We start from the raw sequence: 22937 nt of genomic DNA on the forward strand, positions 1-22937 counted from the left end.
GAGCATCATGGACGCTTTCTTTTCGACCTATGTCTGGCCCACGGCCATCATGATCGGCCAGTCGCTCCTGCTTCTGGTCGCGCTGCTGCTTTTCATCGCCTATATCCTGCTCGCCGACCGCAAGATCTGGGCGGCCGTGCAGCTTCGCCGCGGCCCTAACGTCGTGGGCCCATGGGGGCTGTTCCAGTCCTTCGCCGACCTTTTGAAATTCGTCTTCAAGGAGCCGGTCATTCCGGCCGGCGCCAACAAGACGATCTTTCTGCTCGCCCCGCTCGTTTCCGTGACGCTGGCGCTCGCCGCCTGGGCGGTCATTCCGCTCAATGCGAACTGGGTGATCGCGAACATCAATGTCGGCATCCTCTTCGTCTTCGCCATATCTTCTCTCGAGGTTTATGGCATCATCATGGGCGGTTGGGCGTCGAACTCGAAATATCCCTTCCTCGGCGCATTGCGCTCCGCGGCGCAGATGGTGTCCTACGAGGTCTCGATCGGCTTCGTCATCGTCACCGTGCTGCTCTGTGTCGGCTCGCTCAATCTGACGGACATCGTAAACGCGCAGAACGACGGCGTCGGCACCATGCTCGGCCTGCCTGCCTCGTTCCTCGACTGGCACTGGCTGTCGCTCTTCCCAATGTTCATCATCTTCTTCATCTCGGCGCTCGCCGAGACGAACCGTCCGCCCTTCGACCTTCCGGAAGCCGAATCGGAACTCGTCGCCGGCTTCATGGTCGAATACGGCTCGACCCCGTACATGATGTTCATGCTCGGCGAATACGCGGCGATCTGCCTGATGTGCGCGCTGACGACGATTCTGTTCCTCGGCGGCTGGCTGCCTCCGGTCGACATCTGGCTCCTGAACTGGGTCCCGGGCATCATCTGGTTCGTGCTGAAGGCGTCGCTGGTGTTCTTCATGTTCGCCATGGTGAAAGCCTTCGTCCCGCGCTATCGCTACGACCAGCTGATGCGCCTCGGCTGGAAGGTCTTCCTGCCGCTTTCGCTGGCGATGGTCGTCATCGTCGCATTCGTTCTGAAGCTGACGGGCTGGGCATGATGGCCGCTCACGCTTCGCTGCATACCGCCAGTCTCTCCGCGACCGGCAAGTTTGGAGGTTAATGATGGCCGGTCTTTCGAACGCCGTCAGCTCGCTGTTCCTCAAGGAATTCGTCGGCGCATTCCTTCTGTCGATGCGCTATTTCTTCCGTCCGAAGGCGACCTTGAACTATCCCTTCGAGAAGGGGCCCATCAGCCCGCGCTTCCGCGGCGAGCACGCGCTGCGCCGTTATCCCAACGGCGAAGAGCGGTGCATCGCCTGCAAGCTGTGCGAGGCGATCTGTCCTGCGCAGGCCATCACCATCGAGGCCGGGCCGCGCCGCAACGACGGCACGCGCCGCACGGTGCGTTACGACATCGACATGGTGAAGTGCATCTATTGCGGCTTCTGCCAGGAAGCCTGCCCGGTCGATGCGATCGTCGAGGGGCCGAACTTCGAGTTCTCCACCGAGACGCGCGAAGAGCTCTACTACGACAAGGAGAAGCTGCTCGCCAACGGCGACCGGTGGGAGCGGGAAATCGCGCGCAACATTGCGATGGACTCGCCCTACCGCTGAGGCCATTCGCGCAACGCAGCATCGCGCCGCTTGATCGAAGACGGTGCATGCAAAACGGGTTTGGGCATCGGCCGGACAGGTGGTCCGGCTTTGCCTCATGGAGTGAGGGCCTGAGTGCCTTCACGCCAGCAAGACGAAAAAGGCACCGATCATGGGTCTGCAGGCTCTTTTTTTCTATCTTTTTGCCTTCATCGCCGTGGCGTCGGCATTCATGGTCATCGCGGCCAGGAATCCGGTCTATTCGGTTCTGTTCCTGATCCTGACCTTCTTCAATGCGGCCGGGCTCTTCCTGCTGACCGGTGCCGAGTTCCTGGCGATGATCCTGCTGGTGGTCTATGTCGGGGCCGTCGCGGTTCTCTTCCTCTTCGTGGTCATGATGCTCGACATCGACTTTGCCGAGCTTCGCGCCGGCGTGCTCGAATACGCGCCGATCGGCGCGCTGATCGGGCTGATCCTTGCCGCCGAGCTTATCGTCGTTGTCGGCGGCTCGGCTTTCTCGCCTGAAATCGCCAAGGGCATCTCAATGCCGATACCGGCGCCGAGCGACCGCACCAACACCGCCGCGCTCGGCGATGTCCTCTATACCCATTACGTCTACTTCTTCCAGATCGCGGGGCTCGTGCTGCTCGTCGCCATGATCGGCGCCATCGTGCTGACCCTGCGTCACCGTCAGAACATCAAGCGTCAGAGCATTCCGCAGCAGGTTGCCCGCACCCCCGAAACCGCCGTCGAGGTGGTTACGGTCAAGCCGGGGCAGGGCATCTAATCGGACGCGAGGTCGAGGGACTACACTTATGGAAATCGGAATTTCCCACTATCTGACCGTCAGCGCCATTCTGTTCACGCTCGGCGTCTTCGGCATCTTCCTCAACAGGAAGAACGTCATCATCATCCTCATGTCGGTGGAGCTCATCCTGCTGGCCGTCAACATCAACATGGTGGCGTTCTCGGCCTTCCTGAACGACATCACCGGCCAGGTGTTCGCGCTGTTCATCCTGACCGTTGCGGCGGCCGAAGCCGCCATCGGACTTGCAATTCTCGTCGTCTTCTACCGCAACCGCGGCTCGATCGCCGTCGAAGACGTCAACATGATGAAGGGCTGACAGGGCTATGGATACCATCATCAAGGCTATCGTCTTCCTGCCTCTGATCGGCTTCCTGATCGCCGGCCTTCTCGGCACGCAGATCGGCGCCAAAGCATCCGAATATGTGACCAGCGGCCTGATGATCGTCACCGCAGCGCTTTCCTGGTTCGTCTTCTTCCACGTCGCCCTCGGCGAAGAGGAGATGATCAAGGTTTCGGTGCTGCGCTGGATCCAGTCCGGAAGCTTCGATGTCGAATGGGCTTTCCGCGTCGACACGCTGACGGCCGTCATGTTCGTCGTCGTCAACACCGTCTCGACCCTGGTGCACATCTATTCGATCGGATACATGCACCACGATCCGAACCGGCCGCGTTTCTTCGCCTATCTGTCGCTCTTCACCTTCGCGATGCTGATGCTCATCACGTCGGACAATCTGCTGCAGATGTTCTTCGGCTGGGAAGGCGTGGGTCTCGCGTCATACCTGCTGATCGGCTTCTGGTACAAGAAGCCGTCCGCCAATGCGGCGGCGATGAAGGCCTTCATCGTCAACCGCGTCGGCGACTTCGGCTTCTCGCTCGGCATCTTCTGCGTCTTCGTCCTCTTCGGCTCGATCAATTTCGAGACCATCTTCGCCGCCGCGCAGAACTATTTGCCGGCCGAGGGTGCTGCGGCAGGGGACGCGGTCATCAATCTCTTCGGAATGCAGCTCGACAAGGGGCATGCCCTGACGGCCACCTGCCTGCTGCTCTTCATGGGCGCGATGGGCAAGTCGGCGCAGTTCCTGCTGCACACCTGGCTGCCGGACGCCATGGAAGGCCCGACCCCCGTTTCGGCCCTTATCCATGCGGCAACCATGGTGACCGCGGGCGTCTTCCTCGTCGCCCGCATGTCGCCGCTCTTCGAGCTTTCGCCGGACGCCCTGACGGTCGTCACCCTGATCGGCGCGATCACCGCATTCTTTGCGGCGACCGTCGGTCTGGTCCAGAACGACATCAAGCGCGTCATCGCCTATTCGACCTGCTCGCAGCTCGGCTACATGTTCGTCGCGCTCGGCGTCGGCGCCTATGGCGCGGCGATCTTCCACCTCTTCACGCACGCCTTCTTCAAGGCGCTCCTGTTCCTGGGCGCGGGCTCGGTCATCCACGCCGTCGACGGCGAGCAGGACATGCGTTACATGGGCGGACTGCGCACGCATATTCCGGTCACCTACTGGATGATGTTCATCGGTACGATCGCGCTCACCGGCGTCGGCATTCCCGGTACGGTCATCGGCACGGCGGGCTTCTTCTCGAAGGACGCGATCATCGAATCCACCTTCGCGTCGCATAGCGTCGTTTCCGGTCTGGCCTTCGTGCTGCTGGTCATCGCGGCGCTCTTCACCAGCTTCTATTCCTGGCGTCTGACCTTCATGACGTTCCACGGCAAGCCACGCGCTTCCTCCGACGTCATGCATCACGTCCACGAGTCGCCGCAGGTCATGCTGGTGCCCCTCTACATCCTGGCCGCCGGCGCCCTCGTCGCTGGCTTCCTGTTCCACGATTATTTCTTCGGTCACCACTACGCCGAGTTCTGGCAGGGCGCTCTGTTCACGTCCGCCGAAAACGAGCTTCTCGAGGAGTACCACCACGTTCCGCTATGGGTGAAATGGAGCCCGTTCGCGGCCATGGCGCTCGGTCTCTTCACGGCCTGGTACATGTACATCCGTTCGCCGGAGACGCCGAAATATCTCGCCGAGCAGCATCGCGGGCTTTACCAGTTCCTGCTCAACAAGTGGTATTTCGACGAACTCTACGATTTCCTGTTCGTCCGCAGCGCCAAGCGCCTGGGCACCTTCCTCTGGAAGGAGGGTGACGGCCGAGTGATCGACGGGTACGGCCCGAACGGGATCGCTGCGCGCGTTCTCGACGTGACCGACCGGGTGGTCCGCCTGCAGACCGGATACCTCTACCACTACGCGTTCGCCATGCTGATCGGTATTGCAGCGCTCGTTACATGGATGATGCTCGGGAGTTCCTTCTGATGACCGATTGGCCCGTACTTTCCGCGGTCACCTTCATGCCGCTCGTCGGCGTTCTGCTTCTCCTGCTCACAAGGGAAGACAGCGCCTACGGCCGCCGCAACATCCTGAACGTCTCGCTGCTGACGACGGTCTTCACCTTCCTCGTGTCGCTCTACATCTGGTACCAGTTCGACCCGTCGAACCCGGGCTTCCAGATGGTCGAGAAGCGGGAGTGGCTCGGCACCGGCATTTCCTATCATCTGGGCGTCGACGGCATTTCCATACTCTTCGTCCCGCTGACGGCGTTCCTGATGCCGTTCTGCGTGCTGGCAAGCTGGGTGACGATCGAGAAGCGCCTGAAGGAATACATGATCGCGTTTCTGATCCTGGAAACGCTGATGCTAGGCGTCTTCGTGTCTCTCGACATCATCCTTTTCTACGTCTTCTTCGAGGCGGGCCTCATCCCGATGTTCATCATCATCGGCGTGTGGGGCGGCAAGGAGCGCGTCTACGCGAGCTACAAGTTCTTCCTCTACACGCTGCTCGGTTCCGTTCTGATGCTGCTTGCCATGATGGCGATGTATTGGCAGGCGGGCACCACCGACATCACGCAGTTGCTCGCCTATCAGTTCCCGCGCGAAATGCAGACCTGGCTCTGGCTTGCCTTCTTCGCTTCCTTCGCGGTGAAGATGCCCATGTGGCCGGTGCACACCTGGCTTCCCGATGCGCACGTGCAGGCGCCGACGGCAGGCTCGGTCATCCTGGCCGGCATCCTCCTGAAGCTCGGCGGCTACGGCTTCCTGCGCTTCTCCCTGCCGATGTTCCCGCTGGCGTCCGACTTCTTCGCGCCGTTCGTCTTCACCCTGTCGATCATTGCGATCATCTACACCTCGCTGGTCGCGATGATGCAGACCGACATCAAGAAGCTCATCGCCTACTCATCGGTGGCGCATATGGGCTACGTCACGATGGGAACCTTCGCGGCGAATGTTCAGGGTGTCCAGGGAGCGATTTTCCAGATGCTGTCGCACGGCATCGTCTCGGGCGCGCTCTTCCTCTGCGTCGGCGTCGTCTATGACCGGCTGCATACGCGCGAGATCGCGGCCTATGGCGGCCTCGTCAACAACATGCCGAAATATGCCGTCGCCTTCATGGTCTTCACCATGGCCAATGTGGGCCTTCCGGGAACGTCGGGCTTCGTCGGCGAAGTGCTGACGCTGGTGGGCGCCTTCCGCGCCAACACCTGGGTCGCCCTGTTCGCGACGACCGGCGTCATTCTGTCGGCGGCCTACGCGCTCTGGCTCTACCGCCGGGTGATTTTCGGTGCGCTGGAAAAGGAAAGCTTGAAGGCGCTGCTCGATCTGTCGGGGCGCGAGAAACTCATTCTCTATCCGCTGGTGATCCTGACCATCTTCTTCGGTGTCTATCCGGCACCGGTCTTCGACGCGACCGCGGCCTCCGTGGACTTGCTCGTCAACAACTACGCCGCCGCCCTGCAGGCAGCGCAAGACGTTGCGCTTTCGGTGCAATGATCAAGGGACGTGATGTGACATGACTGCTGAAACCCTTATCGCCAGCCTGCAACTTTCGATGCCCGAGCTGATCCTTGCGGTCGGCGCGATGGCTCTCCTGATGATCGGCGTCTTTTCGGGCGAAAGAGCCACACCGACCGTGACCGGGCTTGCGGTCGCTGTGCTCATCATCGCCGGGCTGTGGCTCGTCCTGAAGACGGGCGAGGGGGAGGCCTATGGCGGCGCCTTCCTGTCGGATCCCTTCGCCAAATTCATGAAGGTGCTCGCCCTGATCGGCTCGATCACCGTGATGGTGATGACCGTCGGCCACGCGCGTTCGGCTCAGATCGACCGGTTCGAGTTCCCCGTGCTTCTGGTTCTGGCCACCCTCGGCATGCTGCTGATGATATCGGCCAACGATCTCATCTCGCTCTACCTGTCGTTGGAGCTGCAGTCACTCGCCCTTTACGTCGTGGCGGCAATCAACCGCGACAGCGTCCGGTCGACGGAGGCGGGCCTGAAGTATTTCGTTCTCGGCGCGCTGTCTTCGGGCATGATGCTTTACGGCATGTCGCTCGTCTACGGCTTCACCGGGCATACCGGCTTCGACGAGATCGCGGCGGCGCTCACGGCCGAGGGCCGGTCGCTGGGCCTCGTCTTCGGGCTGGTGTTCATTCTTGCAGGCCTCGCCTTCAAGATCTCCGCCGTCCCCTTCCATATGTGGACGCCGGACGTCTACGAAGGCGCCCCGACGCCGGTGACGGCATTCTTCGCCGCAGGACCGAAGATCGCGGCCATTTCGATCCTCGTGCGCATCGTCATCAACGCCTTCGAGCCGGTGGTCGCCGATTGGCAGCAGATCGTCGTCTTCATCTCGATCGCATCGATGCTGCTCGGCTCCTTCGCCGCGATCGGCCAGCGCAACATCAAGCGGCTGATGGCCTATTCCTCGATCGGCCACATGGGCTATGCGCTCGTCGGTCTGGCGGCCGGCTCGATGGCCGGCGTACGCGGCGTGATCCTCTACATGCTGATCTACATGGTCATGACGCTGGGCACTTTCGCCTGCATCCTTGCCATGCGCCGGCGGGAAGGCGAGCATGTCGAAGGTATCGACGATCTTGCCGGTCTTTCGCAGACCAACCCGTTCATGGCGACGGTGCTGACGATCCTCATGTTCTCGCTCGCCGGCATCCCTCCGCTGGCAGGTTTCTTCGCCAAGTACTTCGTCTTCGTTGCGGCGATCGAGGCGCAGCTCTATGGCCTGGCAATCATCGGCGTGCTCGCTTCCGTCGTCGGCGCCTACTACTATCTGCGGGTCATCAAGGTGATGTGGTTCGAGGAGCCGAGAGGCGAGTTTGCCCGAACGGCGGGCGAGCTTAGGCTGGTGTTCGGCCTGTCCGGCCTCTTCGTGCTCGGCTACGTGCTCATCGGCGGTCCGCTCGGAACCGCTGCCGAAGCCGCGGCGCGGACATTCTTTTGACCGGCGGACGAAGCGGCGGCCGGAGTTCGCCTGAAGATTTCCGGCACGTCGCGCTCGCCGAAACGGTCTCGACCAACAACGAATGCCTTCTGCGGGCGCGCGAGGGTGATCCCGGCAATCTCTGGATCACCGCGGTGCGCCAGACCGGAGGCAGGGGCAGGCGTGGCCGCGCCTGGTTCTCGGAGCCGGGGAACCTCTACGCATCCCTGCTGCTCATCGATCCGGCGCCGGTGGACAGGCTGCATGCGGTGCCGCTCGCCGCAGCGGTTGCGGTCCATCGGGCCATCCGCCGAGTGATGCCACCGGGCGGAGCCGAGGCCGCGATCAAGTGGCCGAACGACATTCTTATCGACGGGCGGAAGACCTGCGGCATTCTTCTCGAAGGCGAGGTTCTGGCCGACGGGCGGCGGGCCCTGGTGATTGGCTGCGGCATCAACGTCGCCGTTATGCCTGAAGACGCACTTTACCCCGTCACATCGCTTCGGCGGGAGGGCGCGACAACTTCTCCCGAGGAGCTGTTCGCGCATCTTTTCGTAACCATGGCCGAAACGCTCGCCGTATGGGACCGTGGCGCGGGCGTCGCCGCAATCATCGATCAGTGGCGCGCCGCGGCCAAGGGCATCGGCGAGGCGATCACGGTCAACCTGCCGGACCGCTCGCTTTCCGGCCGCTTTGCAGGTATCGATCGGGACGGCCGGCTTCTACTCGACACGGGTTCCGGCCCGCCGCAAACCATTGCAGCGGGCGACGTATTTTTTGGATGATTGAAAAAAGCAAAGGCGCATCACGACATGGCGCATGATGAAGAATTGGTGTTCTTGCCGCTCGGCGGCGTCGGCGAAATAGGCATGAATCTCGGCCTTTATGGCTATGGAAGGCCAGGTCACCGCCAATGGATCATGGTCGATTGCGGAGTGACCTTCCCCGGCCCGGAATTGCCGGGCGTAGATCTGGTTCTGCCCGATATCGCCTTTCTGGCCGAACAGCGCCGCAACCTGAAGGCGATCATCATCACGCATGCCCATGAGGACCATTACGGGGCCCTGAACGATCTGTGGCCCGGCCTGAACGTTCCCGTATACGCCTCGCCTTTCACCGCGGGCATGCTGGAGGCCAAGCGCGCATTCGAAAAGTCCCGCAGCGAGATCCCGATCACGATCTTCAAGCAGGGCGACCGCATCAATGTCGGACCTTTCAGCGTCGAAGCCGTGGGGGTCAATCATTCGATCCCCGAGCCGATGGCGCTCGTCATTCGCACGCAACTCGGCACGGTCGTGCACACGGGCGACTGGAAGATCGACCTCGAGCCTTCGCTCGGGCCGCTGACCGACGAGTCGCGGTTTCGCCAGATCGGTGAGGAAGGCGTCCTCGCTCTCGTCTGCGATTCGACTAATGCCCTGCGCGAAGGGGTATCGCCGTCCGAACAGCAAGTCTCCGAAAGTCTCGCCAAGATCATTGCCGATGCCGAGGGCCGGGTCGGGATCACCACCTTCTCCTCCAATGTCGGGCGCATCCGTTCCGTTGCGGAAGCCGCGGAGGCCGCCGGGCGGGAGGTGCTTCTACTCGGCAGTTCGATGAAGCGCGTCGTCGACGTTGCGCGCGATGTCGGGCTCATGGAAGGCGTGAAGCCCTTCCTGGCAGAGGACGAGTTCGGCTATGTCCCGCGCGACAAGGTCGTGGTCATTTTGACGGGCAGCCAGGGCGAGCCGCGCGCCGCCCTTGCCAAGATCGCTCGCGACGAGATGCGCAACGTGGCGTTTTCGGCCGGGGACACGATCGTCTTTTCGTCGCGCACCATCCCCGGCAACGAAAAAGCGATCAATGACATCAAGAACGGGCTCATCGAGCAAGGCATCCACATCGTCACGGATAGCGAGGCGCTGGTGCATGTTTCCGGCCACCCGCGGCGCACCGAGCTCCAGCAGATGTACCAGTGGGTGAAGCCGCAGATCCTCGTGCCGGTGCATGGCGAGGCCGCGCATCTGACGGCGCATGCGGAGCTTGGATTGCAATCGGGTATCCCGAGCGTGCCGCGGCTGCGCAATGGCGAAATGCTGCGGCTTGCGCCCGGACCCGCGGAAGTCATTGACGAGGCGCCGCACGGCCGCATCTACAAGGACGGCACCCTCATCGGCGATTTCGAGGAGATGGGGATCGGCGAACGCCGGAAGCTTTCCTTTGCCGGCCACGTCTCCGTCAGTGTCGTCCTCGACAGCCGTTACGACTTTCTGGGCGACCCGGACGTCGTGCCGATCGGCCTTCCGGAATACGACGACGAAGGCGAGGCGATGGAGGACACGCTCTATGATGCGGTGCTCGGCGCCGTAGAGAGCATTCCGCGGGCAAAGCGGAAGGACCTCGCGATGCTGCAGGAAGCCGTTCGCCGCGCCGTGCGCAGCACTACGAACCAGGTCTGGGGCAAGAAGCCGGTCGTCACGGTGTTCATCACCAAGGTCTGATCCGGCGGCACCCTCCGAAATCGTGAACCGCAGGGCAGGGAGAGAAGCATCGGATGTTGGGAAAAGTGAATCACGTAGCGATCGCCGTGCCCGACCTTGCAGTCGCCATCGAAAGCTATCGCGCCACGCTCGGGGCGCCGGTCTCCGAGCCGCAGGCCCTGCCTGAACACGGCGTGACCGTCGTCTTCGTGACGCTGCCCAATACCAAGGTCGAATTGCTCGAGCCGCTCGGCGATGCATCGCCGATCTCCGCCTTCCTCGAGAAAAACCCGGCCGGCGGCATGCACCATATCTGCTATGAGGTGGAAGACATCATCGCCGCGCGCGACCGGCTGAGGCAGGCGGGAGCGCGTGTCCTCGGCGACGGCAACCCGAAAATCGGCGCGCACGGCAAGCCGGTCCTGTTTCTTCACCCCAAGGACTTTCAGGGCACCTTGATCGAGCTCGAAGAGGTGTGACAGTCGGGCGCGGGGAAGAGGTTTGCCGGTTGAGCCGTGCGGGGTTATAACGCGGCCGAACGCTCCACCGCAGAGATTTTTGATGCCTCTCTTCTCTACCTTTGCAATCTACTTCATCATCTGGTGGATCACGCTTTTCGTCGTGCTGCCGCTCGGTGTGCGTACGCAAGCCGAAGAGAATGACGTCGTCCCCGGCTCCGTCGAGAGTGCTCCAGCCCGTTTCCGCGCCCTCAGGGTCGTACTGCTGACCACGGTCATTGCCGCCGTCATCCATCTCGGCTGGTACATTGTTTCGGTGAAGCTCGGCTACGACATCGATGCAATCCCACGCTTCGCGCCGGAATTCTACTGACGCCGGGAACGCAGCGACACGGTTTCGTGAATCGACAGCCACTCGCCCGCCCGCTAATAAAGGGCATGCTGTATTTTGCCCGCCTCCTCCTGTGCCTTTGGCTCGCCGCCTTTGCCGCGAGTACCGTTGCGCAGGCGGCAGGTAGCACGGCGATGATGATCGCCATGGCAGCCGATGCCGGCTCGCAGATGGCAGGGTGCCCGGATTGCGATGATGAGCCTGGCGACGCTGACGGCTTTGCCTGCAACGTCGACTGCACCTCCCTCGGGTCGGGCCTGCCCGTCGATTATCCCGGATACCGACCGATCGTCCCGTCGAAAGCCTTCGGCCCCGCTGCGGCTGACGATCGGCCTGGCCGTATCGGACCGCCGGACCCTCTTCCCCCAAAACATTTCGCCTGATCTGACGCGCAATGCCTGAGAGGCGCGTGGAACGGTCAGTTTCCGTGCCACGGCGACCGTCGCCGAAGCAAGGTTTCAGCCGTCCTCCGTCGCTTTGATAGGCGCTGGCGGCCCGGGCACGCGGCCAGGCCAGACATGCGCCACCTCAGCCACGTCGTTCCGATGCCGGCCTTCAGGCAGGACGATAGCTGCAATCGAAATCGTATATGAGGAAGACAATGATCTTTTCCACGGCCGCATGCGCCGGCCTATCCCGGCGAAGTGTTGTGGGCTTGCTTGCCACCGGCGCCGGCTTCGTCCTGTTGTCATACAGGATCGGGGCAGCGACCTCTGTCCCGCGCGCGATCGCTTTCGATGGCGATGCGCTCGTAACTGCGATCGAAGGAGAGATCCGACGGTTCGCTCCCGTGATCGGCTGGCAGGTCCTGAAGTCACCCGGTTTCGTGACGGCGCTCGCCAGCCTCCCCGGGCGGCCGGGCGAGATCGTCGCCGGACTGACGGGGGGCGGCATCGCACGTTCTTCGGATGGCGGCAGCAGCTGGCAATTCCCGGGAAAGGGACTGCCGGCGGCGCCCGTAACTGCATTGGCCGCATCCGCCGCAGCGCCCGACACGCTCTACGCCGCCGTTGCAGGTGACGGGCTCTGGCACAGCACCGACAACGGGGCGGTCTGGAGCCTCGCAATGGACCGGCCCTGGATCGGGGAGGGGGAACGCGAGATCGTCGGGCTCGCCTCGGTGAATACCGCCTCGGGCATGGGGGGCATCTGGATCTATGCCGCAACCGAGGCCGGCTTGATCCGGGTGCAGACTGCTTCTGCCGCTGGCAGGCGATCGTAGCGGGCGACGCGATGGACGCTCTGATTGCCGGCAGCCCGCAAAAACCGGAAGCACCCTTGCCCAAGGGGGAGGCGGTCCGCGCGCTCGTCTCCTGCCTCGCGGACTCCGAGAGGCTGTTCGCCGCGATGCCTTCCGGTCTTTGGACTTCCGCAGATGCGGGCGTGAACTGGTCCCGCAGCTCGGAGCTGAATGCGCTCGCCCTGGCATCGCATCCACAAAACCCCGAACAGCTTGCCGCCGTCACGAAAGATGCGGTCGTAGTCAGCCGCGATGGCGGCAGAAACTGGACGAAGCTCTGAAGGAGAACTCTCTTGCGAAATAAACTTTCCCTGGCCGTTTTTCTCGCCTTGGCGACCCCGGCCCTTGCCGAAAAACCGATGACGGTCTGGCGCGATCCGGATTGCGGCTGCTGCGACGCCTACGTCGATTACCTGCGCTCCGAGAACTTCGAGGTTCACGTGATCGATGACCGCGACTTCGTCAACCGTTCGGTGGCGGCGGGGGTGCCTGAGCGTGGCATGGGTTGCCACCTGGCGGAAATCGACGGCTATACCCTGAGCGGTCTGATACCGGCCGATATCATCCGGCGTTTGCTCCATGAACGCCCCGCCGTCACGGGTATCACGCTGCCGGGCATGCCGGCGAATGCGCCGGGTATGGCTTCCAAAAAGACGGGGTCGTTGCGCATCTTTTCTTTCGGTCCCGACGGCCCGGCGGTCTATTCCGATGAGTGAGCAGCGGAGGCGGGGCCGATGCGTGTGCGCAAACTCATGACGGCCTTTGTCGCGGCGGGCATCGGCGCTGCGGGCTGGTTTGCCGCCGCTGCGCAGCGGCCGGTGGCCAACGGCCTGACCTTTCTGGGGGAGGCCGTCACGTCCGAACAGATCGACGTTGGACAGGCGATCTACCAGGACCATTGCGCCTCTTGCCACGGAGTGCGGCTGGAAGGAGAGCCTGACTGGCGACGGAGAAAAGCGAGCGGCCGCATGCCCGCGCCGCCGCATGATGCAACCGGACATACCTGGCATCATTCGGATCAGGAGCTGTTCACCTTCACCAAATCGGGTCTCGGCGCGGTTCTACCGGACTACGAAAGCGATATGCCCGCTTTTGGGGGGCTGCTGACCGATGCCGAGATCACCGCGGTTCTGGGGTTCATCAAGAGCAGGTGGCCGGAGCGCCAGCGCAAAATACAGACCCGGATCACCGCGGGCGGCGGGCAGAGCCATGAGAACAACGGGAGACTCGAAAATGAGTGAAATCGTAAAAGCCGCCAGCACGAGGCAAGTAGCTGGCCTGCGGATGCCGTTCGGCCGCCGCGGCTGGATCCTTGTCGGACTGGGCGTTGCCGGAACCGGCCTGGCCGCAAATTGGGACTGGCTCGCAGCGGCGGGTGTGGCCCCCATTCTCTTGAGCCTCGCGCCCTGCGCGGTGATGTGTGCCACCGGATATTGCGTCATGTGCCGAAGCAAGAAGCCGGCCGATTCATCGGCCACCGATGAACGAACCAAGTGACCAGAGAAAGGAGAGACCAGGATGAATACCATTACGAAGCTAACGCTTTCAGCAGCACTGCTCATTGCAACCGCCGCCTATGCGAACCATAGCGCGCCCCCCGTCGCGAAAGACGAGGCGGTTAAGGGCGGCATGGATATGATGGGTGGCGACATGTCCGGAATGAAGGGCATGATGGACATGATGCGCGCCATGGGGCCGATGATGGAGGCATGCGCGGGGATGATGAAGCAGATGGCTCATCATCATCCGCTGCACGGCGACGAGGCGGCTCCGGCCACCGAACGGGAAGCAAAGCCTTTGCCGCAGGACCGCTGACGCAACTCCGTAGGATATTAGACGAGGGCGGCCTCTCGAAGGACCAACGGGGGGCCGCCTTCAACGCTCTTTCACCCCTAAAATATGACGTAGCAGAACCGGGGGCGGGAAGCTTGCAGGCCGGCCGGCGCGTGTGTGCACTTGACAGACAGATTATTGACGTTTTCTCGCGCCTGCTTCGCCAGGAGGGGGCGATGAAAAAGCAAAAAAAAACAAGGCCAAAGCCTTGTTTTTTAAGTGTCGCGTGATCTTTAATCCGTTTCCGGCGGCAGCGAACGAGCGCGCCTAAGATCTTATCCTCCCAAGACTTGACCGCGAATTTCGGCAAGAATTTGGTCTTCCTGCCTGTTTTGTGAGCCGAAATTAGCTCAAACCTTGGGCGCTGTCATCTGCTTTTTTTGCATTTTTGCTACAGTCGGGTAAAATTTTTCCGTTGACACCAACTGTCTTCGTCCTGTTACTAGCGTGCTCTTTTGCCGCAGGGTCGCGACCCGTATTTCTCATCCGGGTTATGTGTCGACGCAGCGATAGCCGGCCTTAAGGCAGGGTTCCCTTCCGCGCGCGAAGCGGCTATGAACGCTGAACTCGAAAGGCTCCCGTCGATGCGTCGCCGGGAAAATCAAGAGCCCTGTTAGAATGGCAACAGCTGCCTACCCTGATCTCAGGCGAAGGAGCGGCCGAAGCACAACGTCATTTTGCCTGAATCCGTCGATAGTGCGAATTCACCAGTTCTGGAACCCGTCATGCGCCTGTCCCGCTTTTTCATGCCCATCTTGAAGGAAAATCCGAAGGAAGCGGAAATCGTTTCCCATCGACTGATGCTGAGGACAGGCATGGTCCGCCAGCAGTCCGCGGGCATCTATACGTGGCTGCCGCTCGGCAAGCGCGTGCTGGACAAGGTGAATGCGATCATTCGCGAGGAGCAGAACCGTTCCGGCGCCATCGAACTGCTGATGCCGACACTGCAGTCGGCGGAGCTCTGGCAGGAGAGCGGGCGCTATGACGCCTATGGCAAGGAGATGCTGCGCATCAAGGACCGGCAGGACCGGCCGATGCTCTACGGACCGACGAACGAGGAGATGATCACCGACATCTTCCGCTCCTACGTCAAGTCCTACCGCCATCTGCCGCTGAACCTTTACCATATCCAGCTGAAGTTCCGTGACGAGATCCGTCCGCGCTTCGGCACCATGCGTTCGCGCGAGTTTCTGATGAAGGACGCCTATTCCTTCGATCTCGACCGGGCAGGGGCGGAGCACGCCTATAACAAGATGTTTGCCGCCTATCTCCGCACCTTCGACCGGATGGGCCTGCGCGCCATACCGATGCGTGCCGACACGGGCCCGATCGGCGGGAATCTCAGCCACGAGTTCATCATCCTTGCCGACACGGGCGAGTCCGAGGTGTTCTGCCACAAGGACTTCCTCGGCTTCGACATTCCGGGCGAGGATACGAATTTCGACGACGTCGCGGGCCTGAAGACGATCTTCGACAAGTGGACGTCGCGCTATGCGGCGACCTCGGAAATGCACGACGAGGCCGCCTTCGGCGCCATCCCCGAAGGCGAACGCCTGTCCGCGCGCGGCATCGAGGTGGGCCACATCTTCTATTTCGGCACCAAATATTCCGAGGCGATGGGTGCGAAAGTGCTCGGGCCGGACGGCAAGGAACACACGGTGCACATGGGCTCCTATGGTATCGGTCCGACCCGCCTGGTGCCGGCGATCATCGAAGCTTCGCATGACGACAACGGCATCATCTGGCCGAAAGCGATCGCTCCCTTCGACGTCGTCGTCATCAACATGAAAACGGGCGATGACGCTTGCGATGCGGCTTGCGGCAGGGTCTACTCCGATCTCGGCAAGGCTGGATTCGACGTTCTTCTTGACGACACCGACGAGCGCGCCGGCGGGAAGTTCGCGACCGCCGACCTTATCGGCGTGCCGGTGCAGGTGATCGTCGGACCGCGTTCGATCGCGAACGGCGAAGTCGAAGTGAAGGACCGCAGGACCGGCGCGCGGGAGACGATGACCGTCGAAGCGGCGATCAACAAACTGGTCGCGGCGAGATAACAGACGAAGGGATCGATGATGACCGCGGCGACGGATGAGCAAGTGCAGGCTGCCGCTCCATCCAGCATATCTTCCAGCCGTCCCTTCTCCGCCTTCGAGCGTATGGTCGCCTGGCGCTACCTGCGTTCGCGGCGCAAGGAAGCGTTCATCTCGGTCATTGCCGGCTTTTCCTTCATAGGGATCATGCTTGGGGTGGGAACGCTGATCATCGTCATGGCGGTGATGAACGGCTTCCGAACCGAGCTCATTTCGCGCATTCTCGGCATGAACGGCCATATGATCGTCCAGCCTCTGGACGGCCCGCTCACCAATTATGCCGATCTTGCCACCAATTTCTCCGCCGTTCCGGGCGTGACCATGGCCATTCCGATCGTCGAGGGCCAGGTTCTCGCACAGGGCCTGGGCGATGCGTCGACGGGTGCGCTCGTTCGCGGGATACGCGCCGACGACCTCACCAAGCTGAAGTCGATCTCGGGAAATATTCAGTCCGGCGACCTCGTCGGCTTCGCCTCGGGCAGCGGCGTCGCCATCGGCTCGCGCATGGCCGAGCAGCTGGGCATCCGGGTGGGTGGGACGATCACGCTCACCTCGCCGAACGGCGACGTCACGCCGATGGGCATGAATCCGAGGGTCAAGGCCTATACCGTCTCGGCCATCTTCGAGATGGGCATGTCGGAATACGACGCCACCATCATCTTCATGCCGCTCGAGGAAGCGCAGCTCTATTTCAATGCCGAAGGCCTCGTCCAGTCGATCGAGATATTCGCCGAGCATCCGGACGCGGTCGACGAGCTTCGCAAGCCGGTGGAGGATGCCGCCGGCCGGCAGATATTCATTACGGACTGGCGCGAGCGCAACAGAACATTCTTTTCCGCGCTCGAGGTGGAACGGAACGTGATGTTCATGATCCTGACGCTGATCGTGCTGGTCGCGGCGCTGAACATCATCTCCGGCCTGATCATGCTGGTGAAGGACAAGGGCAGCGATATCGCGATCCTTAGGACGATGGGCGCGACCTCCGGCTCGGTGATGCGCATCTTCTTCATGACGGGCGCCGCAATCGGGGTCACGGGAACCATCGCGGGCGTCGTCCTCGGGGTCGTCGTCTGCCTCAACATCGAGTCGATCCGCCAGTTCTTCTCCTGGGTGTCCGGCGCCACGCTCTTCGATCCGGAGCTCTATTTCCTCAGCCAGCTTCCGGCCGATATGAACGCCGACGAGACCGTCACCGTCGTCGTCATGGCGCTTGCGCTTTCCTTCCTTGCCACGATCTTCCCGGCATGGCGCGCCTCGCGCCTCGATCCGGTGCAGGCCCTGCGGTACGAATAACAAGGACAACAGCTTAAATGAATGCGCGCGTGGCACTGCAGCTCTCCGGCATCGAGCGGCACTATGGCGAGGGCGACACGTTTCTGCCGATCCTCAAGGGAGCCGACCTGACGTTGCGAAGCGGCGAGACGGTCGCCCTCGTGGCCCCGTCCGGTACCGGAAAGTCGACATTGCTTCATATCGCCGGGCTGCTCGAACACCCGGACGAGGGCGAGGTGCTCGTGAACGGCACCTCCTGCAACGGGCTCAGCGATGACCGGCGAACCGCCATCCGCCGCAACGAGATCGGCTTCGTCTACCAGTTCCATCATCTCCTGCCGGAATTCTCGGCGCTGGAGAACATCATGATGCCGCAACTGATCGCCGGATTGCCCAAGGCCGAGGCGGCGGAGCGGGCATCGGCCCTCCTGGACTATATGCGCATCGGCCATCGCGGCAGCCACCGCCCGACCGAGCTTTCCGGCGGCGAGCAGCAGCGCGTCGCCATCGCCAGGGCGGTCGCCAATGCGCCGCTCATCCTTCTGGCGGACGAGCCGACCGGCAACCTCGACCCCGAGACGGCCGGCTATGTGTTCGAGGCGCTGGAAGCCCTGGCGCGCCAGTCCGGGCTCGCGGCGCTGATCGCCACCCACAATCACGAACTCGCTTCACTCATGGATCGCCGCGTCACCATCGAGGACGGCAAGGTCGTCGAACTGAAATAGTTCGGCCGCCGCTGCGCCTACTTGGCTCCGACCTCACTCGCGGCGCGGTCACCCGCTTCGGGCTGCGCTCCTTGCATGTTCCATTCGAGGCGTGTCGACCCTCGGAAGGGCATGCACGAATGCGGGCCGCCGGTGCACGTTAACCATAGCCACTGAATAGCGGGTCTTCTATGCAGACTTCCTTGACTATCGAACAAAATTAGAACAAAAAGGGAACAGTAGCGGAAAGGAGACAAGTTATGGCTGATTTCGTACGTGATCTTGCTGCCTTCGCCTCGATGAGCCTTTTCATCGTGAGCATCTCGGTAATCGCTCTCGGCCTGTGACCGGGATTTATCGAGCGTGCTCCGCGTTCCTGTCGAACGCGCACTAAACACCACACGCCGGGCAAAAACCCCGGCGGCCCGTCCTTGAGACTGGACAGTTGGGACGGGAAACAGGATATCCTCGGCGCCGGACAAGAATCGGAGTGCGGCGATGACAGGCAACCAGAGTATCGGGCACGGCACAGGGGCTGCGGCGGATCCGCAGTTCGTTCACCTGCGGGTGCATTCCGCCTATTCGTTGCTGGAAGGCGCCCTGCCTTTGAAGAAGATCATCGGCAAGGCGGTCGCCGACGATCAGCCGGCGATCGGCATCGCCGACACCAATAATCTATTCGCGGCGCTCGAATTCTCGCAGAAGGCCGCGGACGACGGATTGCAACCGATCATCGGCTGCCAACTCTCCATCGATATGGAGGACGAAGCGGAGGGCGAGCGGCGTGGAAACGCGCATCAGTTCGTCAAGCTTCCCGCGATCGTGCTGATCGCGGCGACCGATGACGGTTACGCTCGCCTGGTAGAGCTCGTCAGCCGCGCCTATCTCGAAGGCGAGGGACACCAGCAGGCGCGAATAAGCCGCTCCTGGCTCGCCGCAGGCGGTACGTCCGGGCTGATCGCGCTGACCGGGGCGGGAGCCGGCCCGGTCGACTTGGCGCTGAAGTCGGGTTCGCCGGCCCTGGCCGAGGCACGCCTGAAAGTCTTGATCGAGCTTTTCGGCGATCGCCTCTATGTCGAACTGCAGCGGCACGGGAATTACGACCGGCGTCACGAGAACCGCATGATCGATCTCGCCTACCGGTTCGACGTTCCGCTCGTTGCCACCAACGAGGCGTTTTTCCCGTCGCCGTCCGACTATGATGCCCACGATGCGCTGATGGCCGTCGCTCACAATGCGATGGTGTCCGACGACAGCCGTTTCCGTCTGACCCCGGATCATTATTTGAAGAGCCGCAAGGAGATGGCGGCGCTCTTCGCGGATCTGCCCGAGGCATTGGAGAATACGATCGAGGTGGCGCGGCGCTGCTCCTTCATGTTGAAGACCCGCGGACCGATCCTGCCGCGCTTTACCGGCGCTTCGGATGATCCGGAGGAGGCCGAACGCGCGGAGGTGGCGGAGCTGCGCCGGCAGGCGGAGGAGGGGCTGGAGGGCCGGCTCGCCAAACTCGGCATGGCGCCCGGCTACAAGGAAGAGGACTATCGGGAGCGGCTGGCCTTCGAACTCGGCGTCATCGAGCGGATGAAGTTTCCGGGCTACTTCCTCATCGTTGCGGACTTCATCAAATGGGCCAAGCAGCATGACATTCCGGTCGGGCCGGGCCGCGGCTCGGGTGCCGGCTCGCTGGTCGCCTATGCCCTGACGATCACCGATGTCGACCCGATGCGCTTCTCTCTGCTTTTCGAGCGCTTCCTCAATCCCGAACGCGTGTCGATGCCCGATTTCGACATCGATTTCTGCCAGGACCGCCGCGAGGAGGTCATCCGCTACGTGCAGCAGAAATACGGCCGCGAGCAGGTGGCGCAGATCATTACCTTCGGTTCGCTGCAGGCGCGCGCAGCACTGCGCGATGTCGGCCGCGTGCTGGAAATGCCCTACGGCCAGGTCGACAAGATCTGCAAGCTGGTGCCGAACAATCCCGCCAACCCGACGCCGCTTTCCAAGGCGATCGAGGAGGAACCGCGCCTGCAGGAGGAGGCGGAGAAGGAGCCGGTCGTTGCCCGCCTCCTCGACATCGCCCAGAAGATCGAGGGGCTTTACCGCCATGCCTCGACGCACGCGGCCGGCATCGTCATCGGCGACAGGCCGCTCTCGCAGCTCGTGCCGATGTACCGCGATCCGCGCTCCGACATGCCGGTCACCCAGTTCAACATGAAATGGGTCGAGCAGGCGGGTCTCGTGAAGTTCGACTTCCTTGGCCTGAAGACGCTGACCGTTCTGAAGACGGCCGTCGACTTCGTCGGCAAGCGCGGCATCCACATCGACCTGGCAAGCATTCCGCTCGACGATCTGAAGACCTACGAGACCCTTTCGCGCGGCGAGACGGTCGGCGTGTTCCAGGTGGAAAGCGCCGGCATGCGAAAGGCGCTGATCGGCATGCGCCCGGACTGCATCGAGGACATCATCGCGCTTGTGGCGCTCTATCGCCCGGGACCGATGGAGAACATCCCGGTCTACAACGCCCGCAAGCACGGCGAGGAAGAGATCGAATCGATCCATCCGAAGATCGATTACCTCCTCAAGGAGACACAGGGCGTCATCGTCTACCAGGAGCAGGTGATGCAGATCGCCCAGGTGCTCTCGGGCTATTCGCTCGGCGAGGCCGACCTTCTGCGCCGCGCCATGGGCAAGAAGATCAAGGCGGAGATGGACAAGCAACGCGCCCGGTTCGTTGACGGTGCCGTCAAGAATGGCGTCTCGAAGCCGCAGGCCGACCTGATCTTCGACCTTCTCGCCAAGTTCGCCAATTACGGCTTCAACAAGTCGCACGCAGCCGCCTACGCCATCGTCTCCTACCAGACCGCCTACATGAAGGCGCATTATCCGGTCGAGTTTCTCGCAGCGTCGATGACGCTCGACATGTCGAACACGGACAAGATCAACGATTTCCGCCAGGACGCGATGCGCCTCGGCATCCAGGTGGTCGCGCCGTCCGTGCAGACCTCCCACCGCCACTTCGAAACCGGCGACAACCGCATCTATTATTCGCTCGCCGCCCTCAAAGGCGTCGGCGAGTCTGCCGTCGACCACATCGTCGCCGTACGTGCCGATCGGCCTTTCGCAAGTCTCGAAGATTTCTGCCTGAGGATCGATCCGAAGCTCTTGAACCGGCGTGTTTTCGAAAGTCTGATCGCCGCCGGTGCTTTCGACTGCTTCGGCTACGACCGGGCGGAGCTCGTCGGCGGCCTCGATCGTATCCTCGGTTTCGCCCAGCGCGCCCAGGAAAACAAGGTGAGCGGCCAGAGCGACATGTTCGGCGCGGGTGCCGCAACGGGGCCCGAGAAGATCGCGCTCCCGCCCTTTACGCCGTGGCTCGCTTCGGAGAAGCTGCATCGCGAGTTCCAGGTTTTGGGCTTCTATCTCTCCGCCCATCCGCTCGACACCTACAACAATCTGCTCGCCAAGATGCGCGTGCAGACATTTGCGGATTTCTCGGCAGCCGTAAAACAGGGAGCGGCGGCGGGCCGCCTCGCCGGGACGGTGACGTCGAAGCAGGAACGCAAGACGCGCACCGGCAACAAGATGGGGATCGTCGCCTTCTCGGACGCTTCGGGCCAATTCGAGGCCGTACTCTTCTCCGAAATGCTGAACCAGTATCGCGACCTTCTGGAGCCCGGCAAATCGCTGGTGATGACGGTCGACGCCGAAGAGCGGCCGGAAGGGATCGGCCTCCGCATCCGAACCCTGCGTTCGCTCGAGGAAGAATCGCTGCAGATGCAGAAGGCCTTGCGCGTCTATGTGCGCGACTGCGGACCGCTGCGCTCCATCGCCTCGCATCTGAACGCCAAGGGGGACGGCCTGGTTTCCTTTATCGTCATCAAGGACAACGGGCAGCGGGAGATCGAAGTCGAGCTCAACGAGAAATACCGGATCTCACCCGAGATCGCCGCCGCCCTTCGCTCCGCTCCCGGGGTGGTGGACGTCGAGCTGGTTTAGGGCACGTCGAGATCCATTTTGAGTTTATGACGGCAGCGAGATGGATAATGGCGTTGAAGCTCTGGTCGGTTTTGTCGCTTGAATACCTCGAGTACCGACCGTGCGCCACTCCATTTGTCCTTTGATCGTAGCCGATCAAAGGACAAAAACATGCAGCAGCTCACAGTGCTACAGCGACCTTTGCGCGTAAGGCGCGCGGCGCTGTAGGAAACGTATCGGAGGACTGCAATCTCTCCTCACCTCATCCCTTATGTGGACGGCTCCCCTTTGCAAGTGTTTTTTGCAGATTTTTTGATCGGATCGCTTGCTTCCATATGTTCGGCCTTTCGGTGTGGCCGCACAGGGCCACTGGCCAAGATGGTTTCCGCAACGCCTGTGCCAAACAGTGCAACGGCCTTGGAAGGCCATTGGGATGAGCGGCGTGTCAAGCGTCTTGGGAATCGATTGATCGCACCATCTGCTTGTTCTCTTGCAAGTTCACAGCATCAGCCGGACACGGGCGGCTTTGTGTTGCGCGCCCATGGCGGCCAATCTCTATGCGGCCTGCGGCTGCTCTTCCATCCTCCGATAGGTTTGGCCGCTTACCATCAGCTTCCAGGCGATCCGGGCGATCTTGTTGGCGAGCGCCACGGCAACAAGCTTAGGCTTTTTGCGTTGCAGCAGTCCGGTGAGCCATTGCGAGGCATGCCGGCTTCGGCCGGCTCTGACCTGTTGAAGAAGAGAGGTCGCCCCAACCACCAGAACGCTTCGCAGCATCTCGTCGCCGGCACGGGTGATCACCCCAAGCCTCGTCTTGCCAGCGGTCGAATGATCCTTGGGCGTCAGTCCCA

At 62.1% G+C, this 22937-nt stretch carries 23 protein-coding genes; 22 read left to right on the forward strand and 1 reads right to left on the reverse strand.

Annotation, left to right across the window (positions count from 1 at the left end):
- The first annotated feature begins 7 nt into the window (after positions 1–7).
- From nuoH to dnaE, 22 genes are all read left to right on the forward strand, one after another.
- Positions 8–1051, forward strand: coding sequence for an NADH-quinone oxidoreductase subunit NuoH (gene nuoH / locus ACTJKL_RS26755; RefSeq protein WP_018094850.1), 1044 nt, complete (start codon positions 8–10; stop codon positions 1049–1051).
- A gap of 64 nt (positions 1052–1115) precedes the next feature.
- Positions 1116–1607: an NADH-quinone oxidoreductase subunit NuoI gene (gene nuoI, locus ACTJKL_RS26760; protein WP_100672197.1), complete on the forward strand. Its 492-nt coding sequence runs from the start codon at positions 1116–1118 to the stop codon at positions 1605–1607.
- A gap of 151 nt (positions 1608–1758) precedes the next feature.
- Positions 1759–2373 carry an NADH-quinone oxidoreductase subunit J gene (locus ACTJKL_RS26765; RefSeq protein ID WP_018094851.1) on the forward strand — a complete coding sequence of 205 codons (615 nt, stop codon included), beginning with the start codon at positions 1759–1761 and terminating at the stop codon, positions 2371–2373.
- Between the two features lie 28 nt (positions 2374–2401).
- Entirely contained in the window at positions 2402–2710 is a 309-nt protein-coding gene (gene nuoK, locus ACTJKL_RS26770) for an NADH-quinone oxidoreductase subunit NuoK (RefSeq protein WP_003531854.1), read from the forward strand.
- Positions 2711–2717: 7 nt separating this feature from the next.
- On the forward strand, positions 2718–4712 hold the full coding sequence (gene nuoL / locus ACTJKL_RS26775; protein ID WP_440854229.1) for an NADH-quinone oxidoreductase subunit L: 1995 nt from the start codon (positions 2718–2720) through the stop codon (positions 4710–4712).
- A complete protein-coding gene (locus ACTJKL_RS26780) occupies positions 4712–6223 on the forward strand; it encodes an NADH-quinone oxidoreductase subunit M (RefSeq protein WP_018094853.1) in 1512 nt (503 codons plus the stop codon). Before nuoL ends, ACTJKL_RS26780 begins: the two co-directional genes overlap by 1 nt.
- A gap of 19 nt (positions 6224–6242) precedes the next feature.
- Positions 6243–7685: an NADH-quinone oxidoreductase subunit NuoN gene (nuoN, locus tag ACTJKL_RS26785; RefSeq protein WP_440854230.1), complete on the forward strand. Its 1443-nt coding sequence runs from the start codon at positions 6243–6245 to the stop codon at positions 7683–7685.
- Entirely contained in the window at positions 7682–8449 is a 768-nt protein-coding gene (locus tag ACTJKL_RS26790; protein ID WP_275596429.1) for a biotin--[acetyl-CoA-carboxylase] ligase, read from the forward strand. Before nuoN ends, ACTJKL_RS26790 begins: the two co-directional genes overlap by 4 nt.
- Positions 8450–8476: 27 nt before the next feature.
- On the forward strand, positions 8477–10144 hold the full coding sequence (locus tag ACTJKL_RS26795) for a ribonuclease J (protein WP_127709276.1): 1668 nt from the start codon (positions 8477–8479) through the stop codon (positions 10142–10144).
- Positions 10145–10197: 53 nt separating this feature from the next.
- A complete protein-coding gene (gene mce, locus ACTJKL_RS26800) occupies positions 10198–10602 on the forward strand; it encodes a methylmalonyl-CoA epimerase (RefSeq protein ID WP_440854231.1) in 405 nt (134 codons plus the stop codon).
- An 82-nt stretch (positions 10603–10684) separates the two neighbouring features.
- Positions 10685–10954: a DUF1467 family protein gene (locus ACTJKL_RS26805; RefSeq protein WP_018094857.1), complete on the forward strand. Its 270-nt coding sequence runs from the start codon at positions 10685–10687 to the stop codon at positions 10952–10954.
- Positions 10955–10980: 26 nt separating this feature from the next.
- Positions 10981–11355, forward strand: coding sequence for a hypothetical protein (locus ACTJKL_RS26810; protein ID WP_440854232.1), 375 nt, complete (start codon positions 10981–10983; stop codon positions 11353–11355).
- Between the two features lie 218 nt (positions 11356–11573).
- Complete coding sequence (locus ACTJKL_RS26815) at positions 11574–12194, forward strand: WD40/YVTN/BNR-like repeat-containing protein (RefSeq protein ID WP_440854233.1); 621 nt, start codon at positions 11574–11576, stop codon at positions 12192–12194.
- Positions 12195–12205: 11 nt separating this feature from the next.
- On the forward strand, positions 12206–12493 hold the full coding sequence (locus tag ACTJKL_RS26820; protein ID WP_440854234.1) for a WD40/YVTN/BNR-like repeat-containing protein: 288 nt from the start codon (positions 12206–12208) through the stop codon (positions 12491–12493).
- A 78-nt stretch (positions 12494–12571) separates the two neighbouring features.
- Complete coding sequence (locus ACTJKL_RS26825; protein ID WP_080636460.1) at positions 12572–12928, forward strand: DUF411 domain-containing protein; 357 nt, start codon at positions 12572–12574, stop codon at positions 12926–12928.
- Positions 12929–12946: 18 nt separating this feature from the next.
- A complete protein-coding gene (locus ACTJKL_RS26830; protein WP_100672202.1) occupies positions 12947–13453 on the forward strand; it encodes a c-type cytochrome in 507 nt (168 codons plus the stop codon).
- A complete protein-coding gene (locus ACTJKL_RS26835) occupies positions 13446–13709 on the forward strand; it encodes a hypothetical protein (RefSeq protein ID WP_440854235.1) in 264 nt (87 codons plus the stop codon). Before ACTJKL_RS26830 ends, ACTJKL_RS26835 begins: the two co-directional genes overlap by 8 nt.
- A 21-nt stretch (positions 13710–13730) precedes the next feature.
- Complete coding sequence (locus ACTJKL_RS26840; RefSeq protein WP_198516726.1) at positions 13731–14027, forward strand: hypothetical protein; 297 nt, start codon at positions 13731–13733, stop codon at positions 14025–14027.
- A 743-nt stretch (positions 14028–14770) separates the two neighbouring features.
- A complete protein-coding gene (proS, locus tag ACTJKL_RS26845; RefSeq protein WP_100672204.1) occupies positions 14771–16099 on the forward strand; it encodes a proline--tRNA ligase in 1329 nt (442 codons plus the stop codon).
- Positions 16100–16114: 15 nt separating this feature from the next.
- Complete coding sequence (locus ACTJKL_RS26850; protein WP_198516727.1) at positions 16115–17428, forward strand: lipoprotein-releasing ABC transporter permease subunit; 1314 nt, start codon at positions 16115–16117, stop codon at positions 17426–17428.
- 17 nt (positions 17429–17445) lie between these two features.
- On the forward strand, positions 17446–18132 hold the full coding sequence (locus ACTJKL_RS26855) for an ABC transporter ATP-binding protein (protein WP_010969157.1): 687 nt from the start codon (positions 17446–17448) through the stop codon (positions 18130–18132).
- Positions 18133–18609: 477 nt separating this feature from the next.
- Entirely contained in the window at positions 18610–22107 is a 3498-nt protein-coding gene (dnaE, locus tag ACTJKL_RS26860; RefSeq protein ID WP_440854236.1) for a DNA polymerase III subunit alpha, read from the forward strand.
- A gap of 534 nt (positions 22108–22641) precedes the next feature.
- On the opposite strand, the gene ACTJKL_RS26865 is transcribed toward dnaE, so the two are convergent.
- Positions 22642–22937: transposase (locus tag ACTJKL_RS26865; protein WP_440853088.1), on the reverse strand; the 296-nt coding region annotated here is incomplete at its 5' end.

The sequence above is a fragment of the Sinorhizobium sp. 22678 genome, from assembly GCF_052044265.1.
GTDB classification, from domain to species: domain Bacteria; phylum Pseudomonadota; class Alphaproteobacteria; order Rhizobiales; family Rhizobiaceae; genus Sinorhizobium; species Sinorhizobium meliloti_A.

What these genes read in the sequence shown, in the direction of transcription:
- ACTJKL_RS26820 (WP_440854234.1), top strand. Translation starts at nt 12,206, where the DNA reads ATGGACGCTCTGATTGCCGGCAGCCCGCAAAAACCGGAAGCACCCTTG.
- dnaE (WP_440854236.1), top strand. Translation starts at nt 18,610, where the DNA reads ATGACAGGCAACCAGAGTATCGGGCACGGCACAGGGGCTGCGGCGGAT.
- proS (WP_100672204.1), top strand. Translation starts at nt 14,771, where the DNA reads ATGCGCCTGTCCCGCTTTTTCATGCCCATCTTGAAGGAAAATCCGAAG.
- nuoN (WP_440854230.1), top strand. Translation starts at nt 6,243, where the DNA reads ATGACTGCTGAAACCCTTATCGCCAGCCTGCAACTTTCGATGCCCGAG.
- ACTJKL_RS26835 (WP_440854235.1), top strand. Translation starts at nt 13,446, where the DNA reads ATGAGTGAAATCGTAAAAGCCGCCAGCACGAGGCAAGTAGCTGGCCTG.
- mce (WP_440854231.1), top strand. Translation starts at nt 10,198, where the DNA reads ATGTTGGGAAAAGTGAATCACGTAGCGATCGCCGTGCCCGACCTTGCA.
- nuoH (WP_018094850.1), top strand. Translation starts at nt 8, where the DNA reads ATGGACGCTTTCTTTTCGACCTATGTCTGGCCCACGGCCATCATGATC.
- ACTJKL_RS26850 (WP_198516727.1), top strand. Translation starts at nt 16,115, where the DNA reads ATGATGACCGCGGCGACGGATGAGCAAGTGCAGGCTGCCGCTCCATCC.
- ACTJKL_RS26815 (WP_440854233.1), top strand. Translation starts at nt 11,574, where the DNA reads ATGATCTTTTCCACGGCCGCATGCGCCGGCCTATCCCGGCGAAGTGTT.
- ACTJKL_RS26830 (WP_100672202.1), top strand. Translation starts at nt 12,947, where the DNA reads ATGCGTGTGCGCAAACTCATGACGGCCTTTGTCGCGGCGGGCATCGGC.
- ACTJKL_RS26840 (WP_198516726.1), top strand. Translation starts at nt 13,731, where the DNA reads ATGAATACCATTACGAAGCTAACGCTTTCAGCAGCACTGCTCATTGCA.
- ACTJKL_RS26855 (WP_010969157.1), top strand. Translation starts at nt 17,446, where the DNA reads ATGAATGCGCGCGTGGCACTGCAGCTCTCCGGCATCGAGCGGCACTAT.
- ACTJKL_RS26795 (WP_127709276.1), top strand. Translation starts at nt 8,477, where the DNA reads ATGGCGCATGATGAAGAATTGGTGTTCTTGCCGCTCGGCGGCGTCGGC.
- nuoL (WP_440854229.1), top strand. Translation starts at nt 2,718, where the DNA reads ATGGATACCATCATCAAGGCTATCGTCTTCCTGCCTCTGATCGGCTTC.
- ACTJKL_RS26765 (WP_018094851.1), top strand. Translation starts at nt 1,759, where the DNA reads ATGGGTCTGCAGGCTCTTTTTTTCTATCTTTTTGCCTTCATCGCCGTG.
- ACTJKL_RS26780 (WP_018094853.1), top strand. Translation starts at nt 4,712, where the DNA reads ATGACCGATTGGCCCGTACTTTCCGCGGTCACCTTCATGCCGCTCGTC.
- ACTJKL_RS26805 (WP_018094857.1), top strand. Translation starts at nt 10,685, where the DNA reads ATGCCTCTCTTCTCTACCTTTGCAATCTACTTCATCATCTGGTGGATC.
- nuoI (WP_100672197.1), top strand. Translation starts at nt 1,116, where the DNA reads ATGGCCGGTCTTTCGAACGCCGTCAGCTCGCTGTTCCTCAAGGAATTC.
- ACTJKL_RS26825 (WP_080636460.1), top strand. Translation starts at nt 12,572, where the DNA reads ATGACGGTCTGGCGCGATCCGGATTGCGGCTGCTGCGACGCCTACGTC.
- nuoK (WP_003531854.1), top strand. Translation starts at nt 2,402, where the DNA reads ATGGAAATCGGAATTTCCCACTATCTGACCGTCAGCGCCATTCTGTTC.